General features: G+C 68.5%; 21 protein-coding genes and 1 pseudogene. 7 read left to right on the forward strand and 15 right to left on the reverse strand.

What is annotated here, in order from left to right; genetic code table 11:
• Positions 1-81 precede the first annotated feature (81 nt).
• From ACE3N6_RS16280 to ACE3N6_RS16295, 4 genes are all read right to left on the reverse strand, one after another.
• The gene (locus ACE3N6_RS16280) at positions 82-744 is read right to left on the reverse strand and encodes a hypothetical protein (protein ID WP_374246845.1); all 663 of its coding nucleotides are present in this window, start codon (positions 742-744) and stop codon (positions 82-84) included.
• Entirely contained in the window at positions 741-974 is a 234-nt protein-coding gene (locus ACE3N6_RS16285; protein ID WP_374246846.1) for a helix-turn-helix transcriptional regulator, read from the reverse strand. Before ACE3N6_RS16285 ends, ACE3N6_RS16280 begins: the two co-directional genes overlap by 4 nt.
• 191 nt (positions 975-1,165) lie before the next feature.
• Entirely contained in the window at positions 1,166-2,224 is a 1,059-nt protein-coding gene (locus ACE3N6_RS16290) for a site-specific integrase (RefSeq protein ID WP_374246847.1), read from the reverse strand.
• 219 nt (positions 2,225-2,443) lie between these two features.
• Complete coding sequence (locus tag ACE3N6_RS16295; RefSeq protein ID WP_374246848.1) at positions 2,444-3,808, reverse strand: sigma-54 interaction domain-containing protein; 1,365 nt, start codon at positions 3,806-3,808, stop codon at positions 2,444-2,446.
• A 261-nt stretch (positions 3,809-4,069) separates the two neighbouring features.
• Here ACE3N6_RS16295 and petA point away from each other — a divergent pair, with 261 nt between their 5' ends.
• From petA to ACE3N6_RS16320, 5 genes are all read left to right on the forward strand, one after another.
• Complete coding sequence (gene petA, locus ACE3N6_RS16300) at positions 4,070-4,699, forward strand: ubiquinol-cytochrome c reductase iron-sulfur subunit (RefSeq protein WP_374246849.1); 630 nt, start codon at positions 4,070-4,072, stop codon at positions 4,697-4,699.
• 13 nt (positions 4,700-4,712) lie between these two features.
• A complete protein-coding gene (locus ACE3N6_RS16305; protein WP_374246850.1) occupies positions 4,713-5,012 on the forward strand; it encodes a cyd operon YbgE family protein in 300 nt (99 codons plus the stop codon).
• A 10-nt stretch (positions 5,013-5,022) separates the two neighbouring features.
• Positions 5,023-5,697, forward strand: a complete 675-nt coding sequence (locus ACE3N6_RS16310; RefSeq protein WP_374246851.1) for an MBL fold metallo-hydrolase — start codon at positions 5,023-5,025, stop codon at positions 5,695-5,697.
• Between the two features lie 27 nt (positions 5,698-5,724).
• Positions 5,725-5,970 (forward strand): YfhL family 4Fe-4S dicluster ferredoxin, encoded by a 246-nt coding sequence (locus ACE3N6_RS16315; RefSeq protein WP_374246852.1) that lies wholly within the window; start codon positions 5,725-5,727, stop codon positions 5,968-5,970.
• 73 nt (positions 5,971-6,043) lie between these two features.
• A complete protein-coding gene (locus ACE3N6_RS16320) occupies positions 6,044-6,538 on the forward strand; it encodes a DUF4124 domain-containing protein (protein WP_374246853.1) in 495 nt (164 codons plus the stop codon).
• 72 nt (positions 6,539-6,610) lie between these two features.
• Here the strand turns inward: ACE3N6_RS16320 and ACE3N6_RS16325 are convergent, their stop codons facing one another.
• Genes ACE3N6_RS16325 through ACE3N6_RS16335 form a run of 3 tightly spaced genes read right to left on the reverse strand, consistent with a single transcriptional unit; the run spans position 6,611 to position 8,620 of the window.
• Positions 6,611-7,222 carry a hypothetical protein gene (locus ACE3N6_RS16325; protein ID WP_374246854.1) on the reverse strand — a complete coding sequence of 204 codons (612 nt, stop codon included), beginning with the start codon at positions 7,220-7,222 and terminating at the stop codon, positions 6,611-6,613.
• A complete protein-coding gene (locus ACE3N6_RS16330; protein ID WP_374246855.1) occupies positions 7,216-8,070 on the reverse strand; it encodes an SAM-dependent methyltransferase in 855 nt (284 codons plus the stop codon). The genes ACE3N6_RS16325 and ACE3N6_RS16330 overlap by 7 nt, the downstream gene beginning before the upstream one ends.
• Positions 8,063-8,620 carry a DUF1415 domain-containing protein gene (locus ACE3N6_RS16335; RefSeq protein WP_374246856.1) on the reverse strand — a complete coding sequence of 186 codons (558 nt, stop codon included), beginning with the start codon at positions 8,618-8,620 and terminating at the stop codon, positions 8,063-8,065. Before ACE3N6_RS16335 ends, ACE3N6_RS16330 begins: the two co-directional genes overlap by 8 nt.
• Positions 8,621-8,702: 82 nt before the next feature.
• Here ACE3N6_RS16335 and ylqF point away from each other — a divergent pair, with 82 nt between their 5' ends.
• Together ylqF and ACE3N6_RS16345 are read left to right on the forward strand one after the other, a co-directional pair.
• A complete protein-coding gene (gene ylqF, locus ACE3N6_RS16340) occupies positions 8,703-9,644 on the forward strand; it encodes a ribosome biogenesis GTPase YlqF (protein ID WP_374246857.1) in 942 nt (313 codons plus the stop codon).
• A 104-nt stretch (positions 9,645-9,748) separates the two neighbouring features.
• On the forward strand, positions 9,749-11,905 hold the full coding sequence (locus ACE3N6_RS16345) for a cellulase family glycosylhydrolase (RefSeq protein WP_374246858.1): 2,157 nt from the start codon (positions 9,749-9,751) through the stop codon (positions 11,903-11,905).
• A gap of 72 nt (positions 11,906-11,977) precedes the next feature.
• Here ACE3N6_RS16345 and ACE3N6_RS16350 read toward each other — a convergent pair whose 3' ends face one another.
• The 8 genes and pseudogenes from ACE3N6_RS16350 to ACE3N6_RS16385 form a co-directional block, all read right to left on the reverse strand.
• Positions 11,978-12,994, reverse strand: a complete 1,017-nt coding sequence (locus ACE3N6_RS16350) for a class I SAM-dependent rRNA methyltransferase (protein ID WP_374246859.1) — start codon at positions 12,992-12,994, stop codon at positions 11,978-11,980.
• Positions 12,995-13,007: 13 nt separating this feature from the next.
• Complete coding sequence (locus tag ACE3N6_RS16355) at positions 13,008-14,528, reverse strand: cyclic nucleotide-binding domain-containing protein (protein ID WP_374246860.1); 1,521 nt, start codon at positions 14,526-14,528, stop codon at positions 13,008-13,010.
• Positions 14,529-14,610: 82 nt separating this feature from the next.
• A complete protein-coding gene (locus ACE3N6_RS16360; RefSeq protein ID WP_374246861.1) occupies positions 14,611-15,021 on the reverse strand; it encodes an HIT family protein in 411 nt (136 codons plus the stop codon).
• Between the two features lie 39 nt (positions 15,022-15,060).
• The gene (locus tag ACE3N6_RS16365) at positions 15,061-15,447 is read right to left on the reverse strand and encodes a thioredoxin family protein (protein WP_374246862.1); all 387 of its coding nucleotides are present in this window, start codon (positions 15,445-15,447) and stop codon (positions 15,061-15,063) included.
• On the reverse strand, positions 15,444-15,701 hold the full coding sequence (locus tag ACE3N6_RS16370; protein WP_374246863.1) for a hypothetical protein: 258 nt from the start codon (positions 15,699-15,701) through the stop codon (positions 15,444-15,446). The genes ACE3N6_RS16365 and ACE3N6_RS16370 overlap by 4 nt, the downstream gene beginning before the upstream one ends.
• Positions 15,702-15,711: 10 nt before the next feature.
• Positions 15,712-16,389 carry a hypothetical protein gene (locus ACE3N6_RS16375; protein ID WP_374246864.1) on the reverse strand — a complete coding sequence of 226 codons (678 nt, stop codon included), beginning with the start codon at positions 16,387-16,389 and terminating at the stop codon, positions 15,712-15,714.
• Positions 16,390-16,395: 6 nt separating this feature from the next.
• Positions 16,396-18,345, reverse strand: coding sequence for a U32 family peptidase (locus ACE3N6_RS16380; RefSeq protein WP_374246865.1), 1,950 nt, complete (start codon positions 18,343-18,345; stop codon positions 16,396-16,398).
• 112 nt (positions 18,346-18,457) lie between these two features.
• Positions 18,458-18,812 (reverse strand): annotated as a pseudogene (locus tag ACE3N6_RS16385) (hypothetical protein); the annotation flags it as partial.

Raw genomic sequence — 18,812 nt, forward strand, 5'->3', positions numbered from 1 at the left:
AACCGACGCTTGCCAGCACCCCGAGAAACAACCACTCTTGAACCCCCGAAGACGTCCCTCAGAGACGATTCAAACTGGCTCCTATATGCCGGTCAGAGGTGGCTCTATTGTGGCGGTCAGTGACACCTTGTGCAGAACCCGCACGCGCTTCGGATTGGCGGGGTCTTTGCGGTTCGTCGTGCCAGGCAGGCGCAGCACCGATGCCGCGTCCGTCGTGCGGCTGGGGTCAGCCAGGAAGTTCAGGTTCTGACAAAGTAGCTTGAGTCTCCTAGTAGTGGCCTCCCATGGCCCCCGGGTTATGGCTTCCTCCAATGCCCAATAAACGTGCAGGCCGTTGCCGCTATCCACGATCCACGTGGGCGAGGGCAGGCCGGCGGCCTTGCCGAAGTCCTTCAGAGCCTGCGCGGCCCCCCGCTTCGTGGGGTAGCCTGCCCCCTTGGCGGCCTTGTCCGCCCCGCAGTCGATGTCGAGCCAGAAGGACTTGACCCGCTCCACGTTCTCCTTCACGCGGTGTCGGCGCTTGCCGTCCGGGCTGGTGATGTAGGGTTCCGCGTAGGTGGCGCAGGCGAAATAGACCGTCTTGCCTTGGGCGTCCTGTTCGGTGGCCTTGGCGATCAGTTCCGCATCGTTGGCGCAGGCGTGGTGGCGGCCATCGGGCAGGGTGAAGGCGAAGCGGATACCCTCATGCGGCAGGATGGAGTCGAGGAACTCGGCGGGGGCGTATGCATCCCCCTTCGTGCTCATGCAGCCTCCTTCCCGCTCACCTTGTGGGCGGCCATCCAAGCATCCAGTTCGCTGCGCACGTACCAGACCATGCGGGTGCCCGCCTTGTAGAACGGCACGCCGTGGCGGCCGGTCATGGCGTCCTGCGCCAGGAAGGTCTTGCTCACACCCAGGTACTCCGCCGCTTCCTTGCGGTTCATGCGGTCGCCCTGCATGCGGGGCATGGGTTGCTGCGTCGTTACTTCGTGCATCGCGGTTTCCTCTTGGGATACGGGAAAATCCCCGCGATACGTATTCTCTGCATGACGATGCGCAGCGCAACTAGCTGATTTTTATCAGAACGTGCCGTGATGCAGCATGTGCTAACATGTTGGCATATGTGCTGGATTTGCTATTTTGTAATAGTTTGTAACAGGCCCCGCCGGGCCTGTTTCTCCCACGCTTACCCCAACTTACGGGCCAAATCCTCCGCCTTCGGGTGGTAGTACCGGCGCAACATCCGCACGTCCTGATGTCCGCTCACCGCTGCAAGCTCCACGATGTTAGGCAGCTTCTCGGCGAGGGCCGTAACGGCGATGTGGCGCAGGTCGTGGAAGTGGAGGTCAGACAGCATCCGTTCATCCTTGCCGCCTTCCGCCTCGTACCGCTTGCGGGCGCGCTCCACGGCGCGGATGAAACCCAACTTCACCGCATTGGCCGTGATCGGGAAGACCGGGCCACGGAGCGCGCGGGGCAGGGCGCGCAGCACCTCAGCCGCTGCATTGGATAGCGGCACGTCGCGGCTATGGCCGTTCTTCGTGTCGGTCAGGTGGGCTACGCGGTCAGCAAGGCGGATGTTCTCCCAGCGCAGCGCCAGAAGTTCCCCACGGCGCATGGCCGTGGCCAAGGCGAGCTGCACCAGCGGGCGCAGCAGGGGATTGGCGCACCCGTCCCCAAATCGCCCATCCTCCCCTCGTGCTGCCGGCGCTAGGGCTTGGAGAAGTCGGGCTTCCTCACCGTCGAGGAACAGCCTGTTTCGTGCGTTCTTGGAGGTCGGTAGGCGCATCGCCTCAATCGGGTTTGCCAGCCCTTCGAAGCTCCATTCCTTCCGGGCCACGTTGAACAGGTTCGAGATGATCGCCAGTTCGAGGCGCACCGTTGCCGCTGCCGCACCGTCCTTGAGCCGCGCACCCCGGTAGCCCGCGAAGTCCGAAGCCTTGAGCGTGCCCAGGGCCTTCTGCGCGAGCTTGTGACGCTTCCACTTGGCGATGCGCACCCGTTCGGTGTCGGCACCCTTCTTGCCGCTGGTGATCTCCGTCTCATACCGGCGCAGGGCATCGGCCAGCGTCGTTTGCATGGACGCCGATTGGTCGGCCCAGGTGCCGGAGTCCATGGCGCGTTCTTCCTGTCGCGCCCACTTCTCGGCGTCCTTCTTGAGGTCGAAGGTCTTGGACTGCTGGGGGTAGCCCTTGCGCTTGATGATCGCCTGCCAGCGGCCGGCGCGTTCTCGGATCGTAGCCATTTTCCTGTCTCGGGTGACAGGAAGGTGACGCACGAAGGACAGGTTGTTCGGAACTCCTTGCAGGACGGGGCTTTTCAGCTGACAGAACCTTGGATTGTGATTCCAGGTGTCACCGGTTCGATCCCGGTATGTCGCCCCAGCAACATCGCAGAAAGCCCCGAGCAATCGGGGCTTTCTGCTTTTCTGCGTGCCGTGGGCGCGCTGGCTCGCGCCTCCGGCTCAGGCTTTTCCCTCCGACTCCAGTTCCTTGATCCGCCGGTAGAGCGTGCGTTCGCTGATGCCCAGGCGGGCGGCGAGGGTCTTGCGCGATCCGCTGTGGCTGCGCAGGGCGGCGGCGATGTCCTCGTCGCTGGGGCCGGCCTCGGGCGGCCGGGCGGTGGCCCGTTCGGCCTGGCCGGTGGGGGGGGCGGGCTGGAGCAGCTCGTCGGGCAGGTGCTGGCGCTGGATGGTGTCGCCGTCGCACAGCAGGCTGGCCCGTTCGAGGATGTTGCGCAGCTCCCGCACGTTGCCCGGGTAGGCGTAGTCGAGGAGGCTGGCGAGGGCGTCGGGGGCGATGTGCAGCTTGCGATCCGGCGCCACCCGGGCGAGCAGGGCCTCGGCGAGCAGCGGGATGTCGTCGCGACGGCTGCGCAGGGGCGGCAGGACGATGGGGAAGGCGTTCACCCGGTAGAACAGATCCTGGCGGAACTGGCCGGTCTCGACCAGGGCCTTGAGCGGCCGGTGGGTGGCGGAGATCAGGCGGATGTCGGCGCGGATCAGCTCGGTGCTGCCCACCCGGCGGTAGGTGCCGGTTTCCAGCAGGCGCAGCAGCTTGACCTGCATGGTGAGCGGGATGTCGCCCATCTCGTCGAGGAACAGGGTGCCGCCGCTGGCCGCCTCGACCAGCCCGATCTTGCGCACGTTGGCGCCGGTGAAGGCGCCCTTTTCGTGGCCGAACAGTTCGCTCTCGAACAGGGTTTCGGTGAGCCCCGAGCAGTCGACCGCCACGAAGGGCCGGTCGGCGCGCCGGCTGGCGTCGTGGATGGCCTTGGCGACCAGCTCCTTGCCGGTGCCCGATTCGCCTTGCAGCAGCACGGTGGCTTCGGACGGCGCCACCCGGGCGACCAGTTCGAGCATGGCCCGGAAGGACTGGGCGCGGCCGATCAGGCCCCGGTCGTCGGCCAGCCCGCGGGCCACGGGCAGGGGCTCCAGCTTCTCGATGAAGTAGGCGATCTCGCCCTGGGCGTCGCGCAGCGGCGAGAGTTCGATGTTCTCGTAGCTCTCGCCAGCCGAGGTGTGGTGGAGGTGGACCACCCGCTCCCGCTGGCCGGACACCAGGCTGCGGGCCAGCGGGCAGGATTCGCCGGCCTGGTCGCAGGGCACCGGGTAGCGGTGGGAGACTTCGTAGCACTTGCGCCCGATTAGGTCGTCCGGCCGCCCGCTGTTGGCCCGGTAGGCGGCGTTGGCGGCCAGGATGCGGTAGCTGCGGTCGCACAGGATGTGGGGCTCGGGCAGGGAGTCGAGGAAGGACACGAGTTCGGGCCGGGGGGGGGCGCTGGGGGTCTTGGGGGTGGTTCTGCCAGGGAGACTGCCAGATGCTGTCATGGCGGTGTCGGGCGGTCAATCGGGATTGCGGCGATGGCCGGATCGGAGGCGAGGGGGGCTGGCAGTCCCGGCTGTCATGGCAGGGGCGTTGGCAGATGCCTTGGCAGCCGCGGGGCCGGCGGCGGGTCGGGCGAATTCATCAAGGCCTTGATTTTCATGGGGGTCGTGTTGCTTGGTGGGGCTGGCACGGATGTTGTTATGGCCTGCTTGGTATCACAGAGGCTGCGTTTGTCCCGCAAGCCCCCCAACGGAGAGAACCCCATGAACAACAAGACCCTGTCCCCCGCCGGCTGCAGTGCCGACGCCCCGTGCAACCCCTCCCGCCGGAGCCTGCTGATCGCCACGGCGGGTGCCGGCGGCGCGCTGGCCGTGGGGGCGGCGGTGCCCTTCGTCGCCAGCCTCACCCCGTCGGAGCGGGCCAAGGCGGCCGGCGCGCCGGTGGAGGTGGATATCGACAAGCTCGCCCCGGGCGAGATGATGGTGGTGGAGTGGCGCGGCAAGCCGGTGTGGATCCTGCGCCGCACGCCGGAGATGCTGGCGGCGCTGGCCAAGGCCGAGCCGAATCTGGCCGATCCGGGGTCGGCGGTGGAGGCCCAGCAGCCCGAATACGCGCGCAACGCCCACCGCTCCCTCAAGCCCGAGCTGTTCGTGGCGGTGGGCATCTGCACCCACCTGGGCTGCTCGCCGTCGAGCGCCTTCCAGGCCGGCAACCCGGCCCTGGGCGCCGATTGGCCGGGCGGCTTCCTGTGCCCCTGCCACGGCTCCACCTTCGATTTTGCCGGGCGGGTCTTCAAGAGCAAGCCGGCGCCCACCAATCTGGAGGTGCCGCCCCACAAGTATCTGTCGGATGCGCGCCTGCTGATCGGCGCGGACGACAGCGGCGCGGCCTGAGCGGAGGCCTGACATGGGCAGGCACGATCTGGGTCACCCGGCGCCGCATCACCCCGACCCGGGCTTCCGCATCCTGTCGCTCATCACCGGCGGCGTGCTGGCGGTGTTGCTGCTGCTGTTTCCCCGGGTGGCGCTGAACCGCTGGGGCGAGGCCGACCCGCTGGCGGCGGGGCTGCTGCTGTGGGCGATGAGCGCCGGCTTCGCCAGCGGCCTGGGCCTCGCGCCGGCGCCCCGGGCGGCTCGCGGCCTGCTGTCGAGCGGGGCCTGCCTGCTGGCGCTGGTACTGTCCGTGATCCAGATCGTCACTCACTGAAGGCGTTGCGATGTACTTCCGGCAATTCTTCGATCCCCGCTCTGCCGCGATGAGCTACCTCGTGGCCGATCCGGCCTGCGGGCAGGCGGCATTCATCGACCCCAACCCCGATCCGTGCCAGGCCCTGGTGTTCCGGGCCCTGCTGGCGGAACGCCGGCTGGCGCTGGCGACGGTGCTGTTCACCCACGCCCACGGCGCGGCCCTCGACGGTCTGGCCGACCCCTACCCGGGGGCGACGGTCGTCGCCGGGGCGGTGCCCGGCAGCGGCGACTGTTTCCGGCAGGCCGTCGATGGCGAGGTGCTGCGGGTGGGCAACGAGGCCATCCGGGTGATCGCCACCCCCGGCCACACCGCCGCCAGCGTGAGCTACCTGTGGAACGACCGGCTGTTCTGCGGCGATGCCCTGGAGCTGGGCGGCTGCACCCTGGCCGAGACCGACGAGGGCGATCCGGGGCGGCTCTACGATTCGGTCACCGGCCGGCTGTTCGCGCTGCCCGACGAGGTGCTGGTGTTCCCCGGCCACGATTTCCACGGGCGCACGGTATCCACCATCGGCGAGGAGCGCCGCCGCAACCCCTTCTTCCTGGCCCGCTCGCGGGACGCCTTCGTGGCCGCCTTCCAGGCCCGCCAGCAGGCGGATCGCCGCCGCCCGGCCTTTGCCGCGGCGGTGCCGGCCAACCCCTGAACCCTCACCCCTCAACGGAGCCAATCCATGTCCCTCGTCATCACCGAAGGCTGCATCAACTGCGACGTGTGCGTGCCCGAGTGCCCGAACGAAGCCATCTCCCAGGGCGACGACATCTACCTCATCGACCCGGCCCGGTGCACCGAGTGCGTCGGTCACTTCGACGAGGAGCAGTGCGTGCAGATCTGCCCGGTGGATTGCATCGTCCATGACGAGGCCCATGCCGAGACGCGGGCCGAGCTGATGGCCAAGTTCGAGCGTCTGGCCGCCTGAGCACGATTTCGCCGCCCTCCGGCGGGCGATTTGCTACCCTTCGGGCAGGGAGCCCGAAGGAGGCCGGAGGAAGATGAAGCAGTCTGGAGTGCGTGGCCGGCTGGGCGCGCTTGCCGCCGTGCTGGCGGCGGTCGCGATGCCGGCGTCGGCGGTGAACAAGTGCGTGGCTGCCGACGGCAGCGTGACCTACACCGATGGCCCCTGCGCGGGTGGAAGCACCCAGGCCAAGCGGATCGAGACCCCGCCGCCGCTCAGTTACCGGGAGCAGCTGGAGGCCCGGCGGCGCAGCGAGCGGGTGGTGGACGACGCCCGGGCGCTGGAGGCGCGTCAGACCGCCGAGTGGGAGGCCCGCCAGCGTCGCCAGGAGGCCGAACGCGCCGCCGAGCTGGCGGCCCAGCAGCGTCAGGCCCGCCAGGAGACCCTGCGGGAGGAGCAGGAGCGCTGGGCAGTGACCCAGCCGGTGATCCGCCGTTACGTGCCGCCGATCCAGGTGGTGCCACCCAGGCCCATCGTCAAACCGCCCGAGCCGGAGCGCCCGCAGCCGGTGCGCCCCTATCCCTTCCGCTAATCGACCTTTACTTGAAGCGATACCGTTTCGCGGTTCGGTGTGGGTTTTTTGTATCGGATTGCGCCGGGCGCCTCAGCCTGCCCGGAGCTGCCCGGGGGGCGTGGCGGGGTCGAGCACCAGCAGGCGCACGGGCTGGTCGCCGTGGCGGGCGGCGTGGGCGAGGGCGGCCTCCACCGGGCCGGCCAGGTGGGCGTCGGCCAGCACGATCAGGGTGGGGCGGCGCGGCAGCCAGCGGGCCAGGGCCGGCAGGCGCGGCGCGTCGGCGGCCGTGAGCCAGGCATCGTCCCAGGGTTCGTCGGCGCGGCGGGGCAGGCACCACGCCAGCGGGCGCAGCTGCACGCCGATGCGGTAGAGGATGCCGCCCAGCCGGCTGCGCGCGTCCAGCTGGTGGTAGCCGGCGAGGCGATAGCCGAAGTGGCGCACGGCGGCGGCGTCGCTGGCGGAAACGCGGGCTGTGGCGAGGGGCGTCGGCACCGCCGGGCGGGCCCAGGGCAGCAGCGTTGCGCCGGTGCCGGCGCCCCGGGCGGCCCAGGCGGCAAGCTGGCCGGTGAGGGCCGGGTTGTCGCGGCGGTCGGCGGCGCCGTCGATGGGTGCCAGCGCGGTGTCGTCGTAACGCTGGCGCAGGCGGGGCAGGCGCGGCGCGATGGCCAGCGCCACGGCCGCGGCGAGGGCGGCGCTCAGCACGCGAAGCGGCTCCGCAGTTCGCCCAGGTTGAGTTCGTCGAGGATCGCCTCCAGGCGTTCCATGGCGTTCTTGCGAGGCTGGCCGGTGCGCCTGGCGACGATCAGCTCGTTCTTCATGGAGTGCTCCCAGCCCACGAGTTCGGTCACGGTGAGCTGGTAGCCGTGGGCTTCGAGCTGCAGGCAGCGCAGCACGTTGGTGAGCTGGCTGCCGAATTCGCGGGTGTGGATGGGGTGGCGCCAGATCTCGGAGAGGGGCGTCTTGCCGAAGCTGGCGTTCTTGTTCTTGCGCAGCACGCTGGCGACCTCGGCCTGGCAGCAGGGCACCAGCACCACGAACTTGGCCTCTTTGGCCAGCGCAAACTGGATGGCGTCGTCGGTGGCGGTGTTGCAGGCGTGGAGCGCGGTGACCACGTCGATGCGCTCGGGCAGCTGCGCGGAGCGGGTGGATTCCTCGACCGACAGATCGAGGAACTGCATCCGCGGGAAATCCAGTTTTTCGGCGAGGGCGCGGGAGCGCTCGACCAGCTCGCGGCGGGTCTCGATGCCGTACACCGTGCCGGCGTCCCGCGCCTTGAGGAACAGGTCGTAGAGGATGAAGCCCAGGTAGGATTTGCCGGCGCCGTGGTCGGCGAGGGTGAGCGCGCCGCCGGCGGCGATCACCTCGTCCAGCAGCGGCTCGATGAACTGGTAGAGGTGATAGACCTGCTTGAGCTTGCGCCGGCTGTCCTGATTGAGCTGGCCGTCGCGGGTGAGGATGTGGAGTTCCTTGAGCAGCTCGACGGACTGGCCCTCGCGGATCTCCGGGTGGCGGGCGGGCGCGGGAGGGGCGACGGGGCGGGGCTTAGCCATGGCGCTTGGTGTGGGCCATGCCCAGCGCGAGCCAGCCGGCGATGCCCATCTTGCGCAGGGTTTCCATGTTGCGCTCGTAGATCGTCTCGGCGTCGGGGAAGGCCTCGACGGCCTTGTCCAGGCTGGCCTCGCGGATCAGGTGCAGGGTGGGGTAGGGCGCGCGGTTGGTGTAGTTGGTGATGTCGTCGGGCTCGGTGCCCTCGAACTGGAACTGGGGGTGGAAGCTGGCGATCTGGATCACGCCTTCCAGGTCGTGCTCGGCCACGGCTTCGTCGGCGATCTGGTGCACGTCGTTGAAGTCGAGGAAATCGCCGAACAGCGTGGGGTGGATCAGGAGCGTGGTGTCGGTGACTTCGGGGTCGACCTCGGCCAGGTGGTCCAGCTCGCGGTCGAGGTCTTCGAGGAAGGCGTCGATGTGGCGGGCGTCGCTCACCACGATGCGCACCTGGTTCTTCACGTACACCGACTTGGCGAACGGGCAGAGGTTGAGGCCGATGACGGCCTTTTCGATCCAGTCGCGGGTTTCAAGAATGACGTGTTCGTGGTCCATGGGTGGCTTTCGGGCAGAGTTTCCTTCGAGGGTCGCCATTTTGCCCTGATAATGGCGGGTTTTCATTGATTCAACGCACGCCATGGCTATCCAGTGGTTTCCCGGACACATGACCTCCGCCCGCAAGAAGGCGGCGGAGAGCATGGAACGCATCGACGTGGTGATCGAGGTGCTCGACGCGCGCCTGCCCGAGGCGAGCAGCAACCCGATGATCCGCGAGCTGCGCGTCCATCGTCAGCGGCCCTGCCTGAAGATCCTGAACAAGGCCGACCTGGCCGACCCGGACGTCACCGCCCGCTGGCTGGCCTACTACAACGCCCAGAAGGGCGTGACGGCGGTGGCCCTGTCGTGCAAGAAACCCGGCGACGTGGCCAAGGTGGTGGGCCTGTGCCGGCCGCTGGCGCCCCACCGCAACGACCGCCTCAAGCCCCTGCGGATGATGATCATGGGCATCCCCAACGTGGGCAAGTCCACGCTGATGAATGCGCTGCTCAAGAAGAAGGTGGCCAAGGTGGGCGACGAGCCGGCCGTCACCAAGAGCCAGCAGGCGCTGGATCTGTCGCCCACCGCGTCGCTGATCGACACGCCGGGGATGATGTGGCCGAAGATCGAGTTCGATTCGGACGGCTACATGCTGGCGGCGAGCCACGCCATCGGCCGCAACGCGGTGATCGACGAGGCGGTGGCCAACTTCCTGGGCGACGTGCTGCTGGCCCGCTACCCGGCGCTGGTGGCGGCGCGCTACAGGCTGCCCGTGGACGGGCTGGACGGCCCGGGGCTGGTGGAGGCCATCGCCCGCCGCCGCGGCTGCCTGCTCAAGGGCGGCGGGCTGGACATCGAGAAGGCCTCGCTGATCCTGCTGCAGGATTACCGCGACGGCGCCATCGGCCGGGTGAGCCTGGAAGCGCCGGAAACCCGCAAGCGGATGCTGGAAGCCCACGCCGAGGCGATGGCTGCGAAGGCGGCGGCCAAGGCAGCCGGCGAGGACGACGGCGAAGACGAAGGCGCCTCGCCGGAGCAATGACGAAAGGTTTACGGAAATGCCCTGTCATCAATGTAAAATCGTGTAAAAAACCAATCGTTCCGGCAGAGAGGCTGGCGCTCAACCTTTGTTTCCAGGGGATTCCCATGTCGCTTCGCCGTTCGATTGCCCAACTTGGGTGCTTCTCGCTCATCATCGCAGCCGGCCCGGTCGTGGCGGGCAACCTGCTCGTCAATCCGGGGTTTGAAACCCAGCCGATCTCCGCGGCCTGGACATCCTTCGGCAATGTCGGGGTGCTCGCCGCCTCGGTGGATCAGCCCCACTCCGGCAGCTACGCCGTGTACAGCTACGGCCGCACCCAGAACTACGCCGGCCCGGCCCAGAGCCTCCTGGGCAAGCTCGTGCCCGGCGGCTACTACACCGTGACCGCCTGGGTGCGTCTGCCCGCCGGGGCGCCGCAGACCTTCACCCTCAACGTCAAGCAGACCGACGGCGCCGGCACCAAGTACATCCAGCTCGACTCGCTGAAGGTCGATCACAACCGCTGGGCCAAGCTCTACGGCCACTTCACCTACAACCCTACCGGCACCGTGAGCGCGCTGCAGCTCTACGTGACCGGGCCCGCGGCGGGCGTCGACTTCTACCTGGACGACGTGGCCTTCGACACGCCGCTCGCCTACTCGCCGCCGGCCAACCCGGCACCCACCGACTTCCTGCGCGCCCAGGGGCGCACCCTGGTGCAGGGCGCCGCACAGCAGGCAGTGCGGATGCGCGGCATCAACGTGTCGGCTTACGACGACGAGAGTTCGCCGGCCACGGTGGTCTACAACACCAAGATCTTCGACGGCGAGGACTTCAAGCGCATCAAGGCGATGGGCTTCAACACCGTGCGCCTCAACCTCTGGTACAAGCTCTTCGAGGAGCCTACCAACCCGTACGTGTACAAGCCCGAAGGCTGGCAGTGGCTGGAGCAGACGATCCAGTGGGCGAGGGACGCCGGGATCGGCCTCAACCTCACGATGCAGGCGCCGCCGGGGGGCTTTCAGGGGCCGGGGTCGAACACCGGCTTCTGGACGACCCAGAGCCATCAGGATCGCCTGAAGGCGCTGTGGGTGGCGATTGCCTCGCGCTATCGCAACGAGCCGGCCATCGTCGCCTACGACATCCTCAACGAGCCCAACCCGGCCACCGACGCAGCCTGGCGTACCTACGCGGCGGCCGTGGCCAAGGCGATCCGCGCCGTCGATCCGAACCACCTGCTGATCGTCGAGCAGAGCTTCGCCCCGGACGCAGGGCCGTTCCTGATCCCCGACAGCAACGTGCTGTACGAATTCCACGTGTACGACCCGTGGACCTACGCCTCGCAGCTCTCGCCCAAGTACGGCAACGGCTTCTACGCGGCCTACCCCGACCCGCAGGTGGCGGTGCCGCCGTCGAGCTACACCAAGAGCTACGTGCAGAACGCGCCGGTGCCCACCGGCTCCACCGCCTGGACCTACTACCAGGGCACGCCGTTCAAGATCGTCAATGCCGCCACGGTGGCCGCCGTGCCGGTGTTCTTCTCCAGCAACAACGGCGGCACGATCCACTTCGACGACTTCGTGGTGGAGGAATTCGATCCGTCGGGCAACTTCTCGCGGCGGATCACCGCGGTGGACGTGGAGAACGCGGCCCTGCTGCCGTCCTTGTGGCAGTACGAGAAGCCGGCCCGCGACCCGTTCATCGCGACCACCGCCAACTTTGCCAGCGCCGGCATTGGCGGCAGCGGCACCAAGAGCAACGTCGCCGCGCCCCATTCGGGCACCAGCGCGGTGGCGATTCGCGCGGCCAGCGGCACCTATGGGCTCATCAACACCAAGCTGGCGTTTGGCACGCGCTATGGCTACAGCTACCGGATCAGCGGGTGGATCAAGGGCGACAGCCTCACCGGCGGCACCGGGGCGATGGGCTTCCAGCTACGCACGCTGGGCGCCGGGCAGCGTTTCGTGCCGCTCACCAAGGATTTTCTCGGCACCGTGTTCACCGACTGGGCGCGGGTGGGGTTCTACACCGGCAACAACGTGCCCTTCCATGTGGGCGAGTTCGGGGTGACCTACCCCAGCGCCAAGTCCGACAGCCTGGGCGGCCTGCAGTGGTTGACCGACGTGATGGACATCGTGGATGCCAACGGCGGTCACTTCAGCTACTTCAACTACCACGGCTCGGTGTTCGGGATTCACACCAACCTGTACGGCTTTCCCGACGAGACCACCGGCAACCCCCGTCTGATCAATCTGTTCAAGACGCGTTTCGGCGTACGTTGATCGCAGCCGGGTTGCCAGCCTCAGGGCCGCGCCGGATGCTTGCCGGCGCGGCCTTTTTTGTGGTGCGGCGGGCTACACCCGCATCAGCAGGATCTTGAGGGGCGGTTTGCCGTCGAGGCTGGGGAAGTCGGCTTCCGGGGCGATCCATTCCATCTCGCGGATCGGCCGGCCGGCCTTGGCGGCGCTGCGGGTGAGTTGCTCGGCCCAGGCGTCGCGGCCCACCTGGGCCACGTTGTTGCAGCAGATCAGGGTGCCGCCTTCGGCCGTGGACAGCAGGGCGGGCTTGAAGAGGGCGGGGTAGTCGTTGATGAGGTCCACCACGCCGAAGGCGCTCTTGGCGTAGCGGGGCGGGTCGAGGAAGACCACGTCGAACTGGTGGGGGGCGAGTTCGGGGAAAGGCGGCAGGCGCTTGCCGCGCACCATTTTGGGTTGACCGATGCCGGCGAGCTGGCGCAGGGCGGCGAAGGCGTCGCTCTTGACGAAGCGCACGCGGATGGGCAGCTCGTTGAGGCGGGCGTTGTCCTTGCCCACGGCGAGGCTGGATTCGGCGAAATCCACGTTCACCACATGGCTGGCGCCGGCCTTGGCGGCGGCCACGCCCACGCCGCAGGTGTAGGCGAAGACGTTGAGCACCGACTTGCCGACGGCTTCCGCCATCACCCGGCGGCGGGCGGCGCGCAGGTCGAGGAAGAGCCACGGGTCCTGCCCGGCGTGGCGGGCCTGGACCCAATACCTGACACCCAGCTCGGAGAACTCCCGGCGGGTTTCGGCCTGCAGCTGGCGCTCGGGCGGCAGGGGGTTGGCGATGCGGGAGTTGGCGTGGCTGCGGTCGTTGTAGAACAGGTCGAGGCCGGGGAAGGCGGCGGCGTAGAAGGCTTCGAGGGCGTCGAGGGCGGCGGGCGGGAGCGGGTCGTGGAAGCTCTGGACGAGGATGATGCTGCCGTAGCGGTCGACGGTGAGGCCGGGGTGACCTTCGACGGTGCCGTGGAAGAGCCGGCAGGCGTCGGTGTGTTCGGCGCGGAGCCGGGCGAGGAGATCGCCGCGGGCGTCGAGGGCGCGGGCGAGGGCTGCGGTGAGCGAGGCGGGCATGGGCAGGTAGGGGTCAGAGGCCGAAGAAGTCGCGGATCTTCTTGCGCAGCACGGCGACTTCGGAGGCGCGGGGTGAGTCGGCGCCGGGCTTGTCCTGGGCGTGACCCTTTTCCAGGTCGTCGAAGCGGGACAAGCGCCGGTTGAGGATGGTGGAGATGCCTTCGGCCAGCTCGGGCCGGGCGCGGATGATGTGCTCGAAGCCGGCCTTGTCGAGGCGGTAGGCTTCGATGTCGGAGATGGCGATGACCGTGGAGCGGCGCGGGGCGCCGGTCATCAGGCCGAGTTCGCCGAATACGCTGCCGGGGCCGCGGGTGTCGATCAGGCGCTGGGGGCCGCCGTCGGGCGGCTGCCACCAGGCTTCGGCCTCGCCGCTGGCGACGATGTACAGCCAGTGGGCCACGGCGCCCTGGCGGAAGAGGGTGTCGCCCTTGGCGAAGGGGGCGGCGATGAGGCGGTGGGCCAGCTCCTGCTTCTCGTCGTCGGAGAGGCGGGCGAACAGGTCGATGCGCGAGATGGCGCCGACCCGGCGTTCGAGTTCGCGGGCGCGCACTTCGTCCCGGTGGGCCTTGTTCTCCTCGACCAGGTGGATGGTCTGGTCGGCCACCGCCAGGCGGATGCCCTCGCGCTGGAGGGCGGCCAGGATGTGGCGGCGGACTTCCGAGTCGGTGGCGTCGTCGGGGCCGGGGTCGAGCAGCCAGTAGCGCAGCTGGTAGCGGGCGAAGCCGGGGCCGAAATCCATCAGCAGGCACAGGGGCGCGGGCTCGAGGCTGACGTTGGGGATGCGGGCGGTCTCGATGTCGTGGAGCACCGCGGCGGTCACCCGCGCCGGGGTGACCGACAGGTCGACGTTGAAGCCGACGATCCGCCGCTGCAGGGGCACGCCCTGGCGTTTGTTGCAGATCACGGCGTAGCGGTTCTTCATCAGGTGGCTGTTGGGGATGACGACCCGCTCGCCGTCGCGGGTGAGGATGGCGGTGTAGCGCCACTGGATGTCGGTGACCTTGCCGGAGATTTCGTTGATCTCGATCCAGTCGCCGATCTCGAGGGAGTTGTCCATCTGCAGCGCGAGGCCGCCCAGCAGGTTGCCCAGGGTGTCCTGCATGGAGATGGCGACCACCGCGGTGAGCACCGCCGAGGTGGCGAACAGGTGGCTGAACTCGACGCCGCCCATCGAGAGGCGCAGGAAGCCCCACAGCACGTAGGTGACGATGACCAGGATGTCGGCGAGGATGCCGGCCACCTGCACGTGCATCCGCGGCATCACCACGTTGAAGAAGGCCAGCCCGAGGTAGCGGATCACGGCGAGGCCTTCGCCGAACACGGCCATCTCCCGCAGCCAGTGAACCACCCCCTGGGGCAGATGGCCTTCCAGCAGCCCGGCGGCCAGATCGCCCAGCAGGCAGGTGAGGAAGAACACGCCGGTATTGACCAGCGAGCGCCGCCAGGCTTGCAGCGGCTTGAAGATCAGCACGCCGATCACCAGCATCAGCAGGATGGCGAAAGGGGCTTCGGGGCTGAGGTAGGCGAAGGGCATCGGCGGGGCGCTGCGGTTCCGGCGGGCAGGGAGAGTGGGTTTACGGTGCGCGCCGGCCCCCGGTTGAGGGGCGGCGGCGGGCTCAGAGCGCCGCGGAGAGGCGGGCGGCCATGGCGTCGAGGTCGGCGCGGTTGGGCGCGGCGGCGGGCCAGAAGGGCAGCAGGCGGTCGTCGTGGAAACGCGGCAGGACGTGGATGTGGAAGTGGAAGACGGTCTGGCCGCCGGCCACTTCGTTGGCCTGGAAGAGGGTGACGCCGTCGCAGCCGGTGACGGCCTTGACGGCCTTGGCCACCCGGGCGGTGGCCTGGAAGACGGCGGCGGAGAGGGTGTCGTCCAGCTCGAAGATGTCCTTGCGGTGGGGCTTGACGATCACCAGCGCGTGGCCGGGGTGGGCCGCCATGATGTTCATGAAGGACATCGTGTGCGCGTCTTCGTGGATCTTCGAGGCGGGCAGTTCGCCCTTCACGATGCGGCAGAAGATGCAGTCGTCCATGGGTGTTGCCTCCGTTGTCGTTGTTATCTTTACCCGACCCTACGCCCCGGCTTCCCGTTCGGCAAGGGCCCGGGCCAGGTTGCGCTCGGTCTGCCAGCTGCGGCGGGTGGGGTCGGCGTTGGCGTAGCGCCGGCCTTCGTCCGGGCTGAGGGCGCGGAAGCGCTCGACGGTGCGCTGGAGCAGGTCGTGGTGGGGCAGCACGGTGCCGAAGAACAGTACGGTGTCGCGGCGCTGGATGAGCACGGTGGGGAAGTTCTCCACGTCGTAGTCGTCCAGCAGCTCGGCCTCGTCTTCCACGTCGAGCCACAGGAAGCGGGCGTCGGGGAAGCGCTCGGCCATGGCGTGGAAGCCGTCGCGGTAGTCGCGGCAGGTGCCGCACCAGGCGGCGCACAGGCAGGCGACGAGGAATTCCGGCGGGTGGGTCATGGCGCGGCGGGCGGTTCGGGGGTGTCAGGTGGGGCTGCGGCGGCCGGGGTTTCCAGCGCTACCCATTTTATCCACTGGCCGCAGGCGTTGCGCGGGCCGCGGCGGGAGGTGTTGTGCCAGGGGCCGTCCTGGCACAGGCCGCGGTCGTTGTCTTCGTCGTAGTCGACGGTGTCGGGGGCCGTGCCCGGCCGGCGCTCGCCGCCCCAGCGGTTGCACGAGACGCAGCGCCGGCGGTCGATGTGCTGGCTGGCCACGGCGCGGGGGTCAGGGCTTGGGGCCCTCGACGGCCTTGAGGGGTTGGCGCAGGGCGTCGAAGCGGGCCGGGGCGACGTATTGCAGCAGCTCGCGGCCCTTGCTGTCGAGGACCACGTCGAGCCCGCGGCTGGGGTAGAGCAGGTGCTCCAGGTGGTCGCTCACGCGGATGCGTTCGGCGGGCTGGCCGAAGCGTTCGAGGATCACCGCTTCGTCGAGCTGGGCCGAGGGGATGAAGGCGAGCCCGCGGATCGGCGCGGCCAGCGCGGCGGCCAGGTCGGCCTGGGCGAGGGTGGCCTTGCGGGTGGTGCTCTGCATGTACTCGGTCTTGGGGGCGCGTTCGCGCATCGCCTGGATGGCGGCGGCGGGCAGGTCGGCGGTGACGATCAGCCTGCCGGCCACGAAGCCGGCCGTGACGCTCTCGTAGTAGCCCTCGACGTTGCCGGTTTCGTTGGGGTCGGCCACGATGGCGAGCTGCATCTCGGGCCCGAAGCGGGTGCGGGCGTCGGCCAGGGTGCTGCGCCCGAGGATGAGGTCGAACACCTGGGATTCGCCGCTGGGCAGGGTTTCGATCTGCCAGGGCAGGCCGCGGGTGGGGACGGGGTCGTTGGCGTGCCGGATCAGGTTCCAGGCGGCAGGGCCGACGATCAGGGCGAGCACCAGCAGGATGATGGAGAGGGCGGGTTTCATCGGCGTTCAGTGGGGCGCGTGGAGGCCGTCGGGGACCTTGGCGTGGAACTGCACGGGCACCGCCGGCATGTCGAGCACCGACTTGCGGATGCGGCCGACGACGTGCATCTCGCAGCGTTTGCAGTCGAAGCGCAGGGTGAGCTTTTCCTTGCCGTTGATGAGGGTCATCGGGTCGGGCTTGATGCCTTTCACTTCCTTCGGGCACAGGTTGAAGCTGTAGCGCAGGCAGTGCTTGGTAATCATCAGCGAGGCGTCGTCCAGGTGCTCGTTGGCCTCGTAGGCGGCCTCGATGAGCTGTACGCCGTGGCGGTGGTAGAAATCCCGCGCCTTCCGGTTGAGGACGTTGGCGAGGTAGGACAGTTCGGTTTCGGGGTATTGCACCGGCGGCTCGACCGGCGCGCGGCGCGGCAGCGGCGGCAGGGCGGCGATGCGCGCGGCTTCGAGCTTGTCGGCGGCGTCGCGGCGCAGGGCGTTGATGGCGCCAGCGGGCAGGAACCACGCCTGACTGAGCTGCAACTCGATGCGGCGGGCGTTGAAGATGGTGGTGCCGAGTTTGCCGAGGCTGTCGCGCAGGCCGGCGACGGCGCGGTCGGCGTCCTTGGCGGGTTCCTTGGCGTGGGGCAGGGTGGCGGTGCTGCTGACGCCGGTTTCGTCGGTGAGGGTGAGGGCGAAGCCGTCGGGTGTTTCGGCGAAGACGATGTCCACGTCGATGCGGCGCTCGGCGGATTTCTTCTCGAGCATCTTCTCGAACTCGTGGTCGCGGTTGCGGAAGATGCCGGTGCCGGGGAAGAGTTCGGCCGGGATCGCGTCGGCGGTGTGGATGCGGAAGTCGTCGCCGAGCTTTTCGGCGCGGTTCACGCGCAGGCCGACCAGTTCGCCCTTGCGGTCGTAAAACGTGAGGCCGTCGCCGTTGTGGAGTTCGACCGCGCTGGTGGTGTCGAAGTGGCGGCGCTGCTTGCCGTCCAGGCGGATCACGCTGCCCACCGGCTCGCCCACGAACTTGGGCGAATCGAAGGCGCCGATGTCGGCGGTGCGGCCATTGACGAAGTAATCGGTGGCGCCGCGGTTGAACGTTTTGTCGGCCAGGGGCTGGAACAGGAAGGTGCTGCGCCCGGCGGACGTGCGGCTGTAGGGTTGGCCACTGAGGGGCGAATCCGCCATGATCTCGTCGAGGAGCTGGCGGTAGTGGGCGGTGATGTTCTTGACGTAGGCCATGTCCTTGTAGCGGCCTTCGATCTTGAAGCTGGAAATGCCCGCCTCGGCCAGCGCGCGCAGGTTGGCGGACTGGTTGTTGTCCTTCATCGACAGCAGGTGCTGGTTGCTGGCAACCAGGTTGCCGTCCTTGTCGGCGAGGTCGTAGGGCAGGCGGCAGGCCTGGGAGCATTCGCCCCGGTTGGCGCTGCGGCCGGTGTGGGCGTGGCTGATGTAGCACTGGCCACTGAAAGCCACGCACAGGGCGCCGTGGATGAAGAATTCGAGGGCGCAGTCGGTGGCGGCGGCCACCTTTTTGATCTCGGTGAGGCTCATCTCCCGCGCCAGCACGATCTGCGAGAAGCCCACGTCCTGCAGGAAGCGGGCTTTTTCGGGGTGGCGGATGTCGGTCTGGGTGCTGGCGTGGAGCTGGATCGGTGGCAGGTCGAGTTCCAGCAGGCCCATGTCCTGGACGATGAGGGCGTCGGCGCCGGCCTCGTGGACCTGGCGGATCAGGCGCTCTGCGCTGGCCACCTCCTCGTCGTGGAGGATGGTGTTGCAGGCCACGAACACCCGCGCGCCAAAACGATGGGCGTGGCGGGCGAGGCGTTCGATGTCGGCGATGCTGTTCTCGGCGTTGGCGCGGGCCCCGAAGGCCGGGCCGCCGATGTAGACGGCGTCGGCGCCGTGATTGACAGCTTCGATGCCGATGTCGGCGTTCTTCGCCGGGGCGAGGAGTTCGAGCTGCTTGCGGGATTGGGTCATGGATGGCACTCCTGGGGGCCCGGTGGCGGGCGTGGGCTGCTCGGCAGGCAGCTTTTTTCAACCTGCCATTATCGCCCGCCACCGGTGACGCGTCGAGGCAATCGGCCCTCGGTCAGCCCTTGCCGTGCTTTTCACGACGCAGCGACAACACCACCGCACCGCCGATCAGCAACGCCACCACGGTCAGCGAGACGAGCACCGGGATCTTCACCACATCCACCAGCAGCATCTTGGCGCCGATGAAGACCAGCACCAGCGCCAGGCCGTACTTGAGCAGCGAGAACCGGTCGGCCATGCCGGCCATCAGGAAGTACATCGCCCGCAGGCCCAGGATCGCGAACAGGTTGGAGGTGAGCACGATGAAGGGGTCGGTAGTGATCGCGAAGATCGCCGGGATCTAATCGACCGCGAAGATCACGTCGGAGAGTTCCACCATCACCAGCACCAGGAACAGCGGCGTCGCGTAG

This window comes from Zoogloea sp. (genome assembly GCF_041904905.1).
Classification (GTDB): domain Bacteria; phylum Pseudomonadota; class Gammaproteobacteria; order Burkholderiales; family Rhodocyclaceae; genus Zoogloea.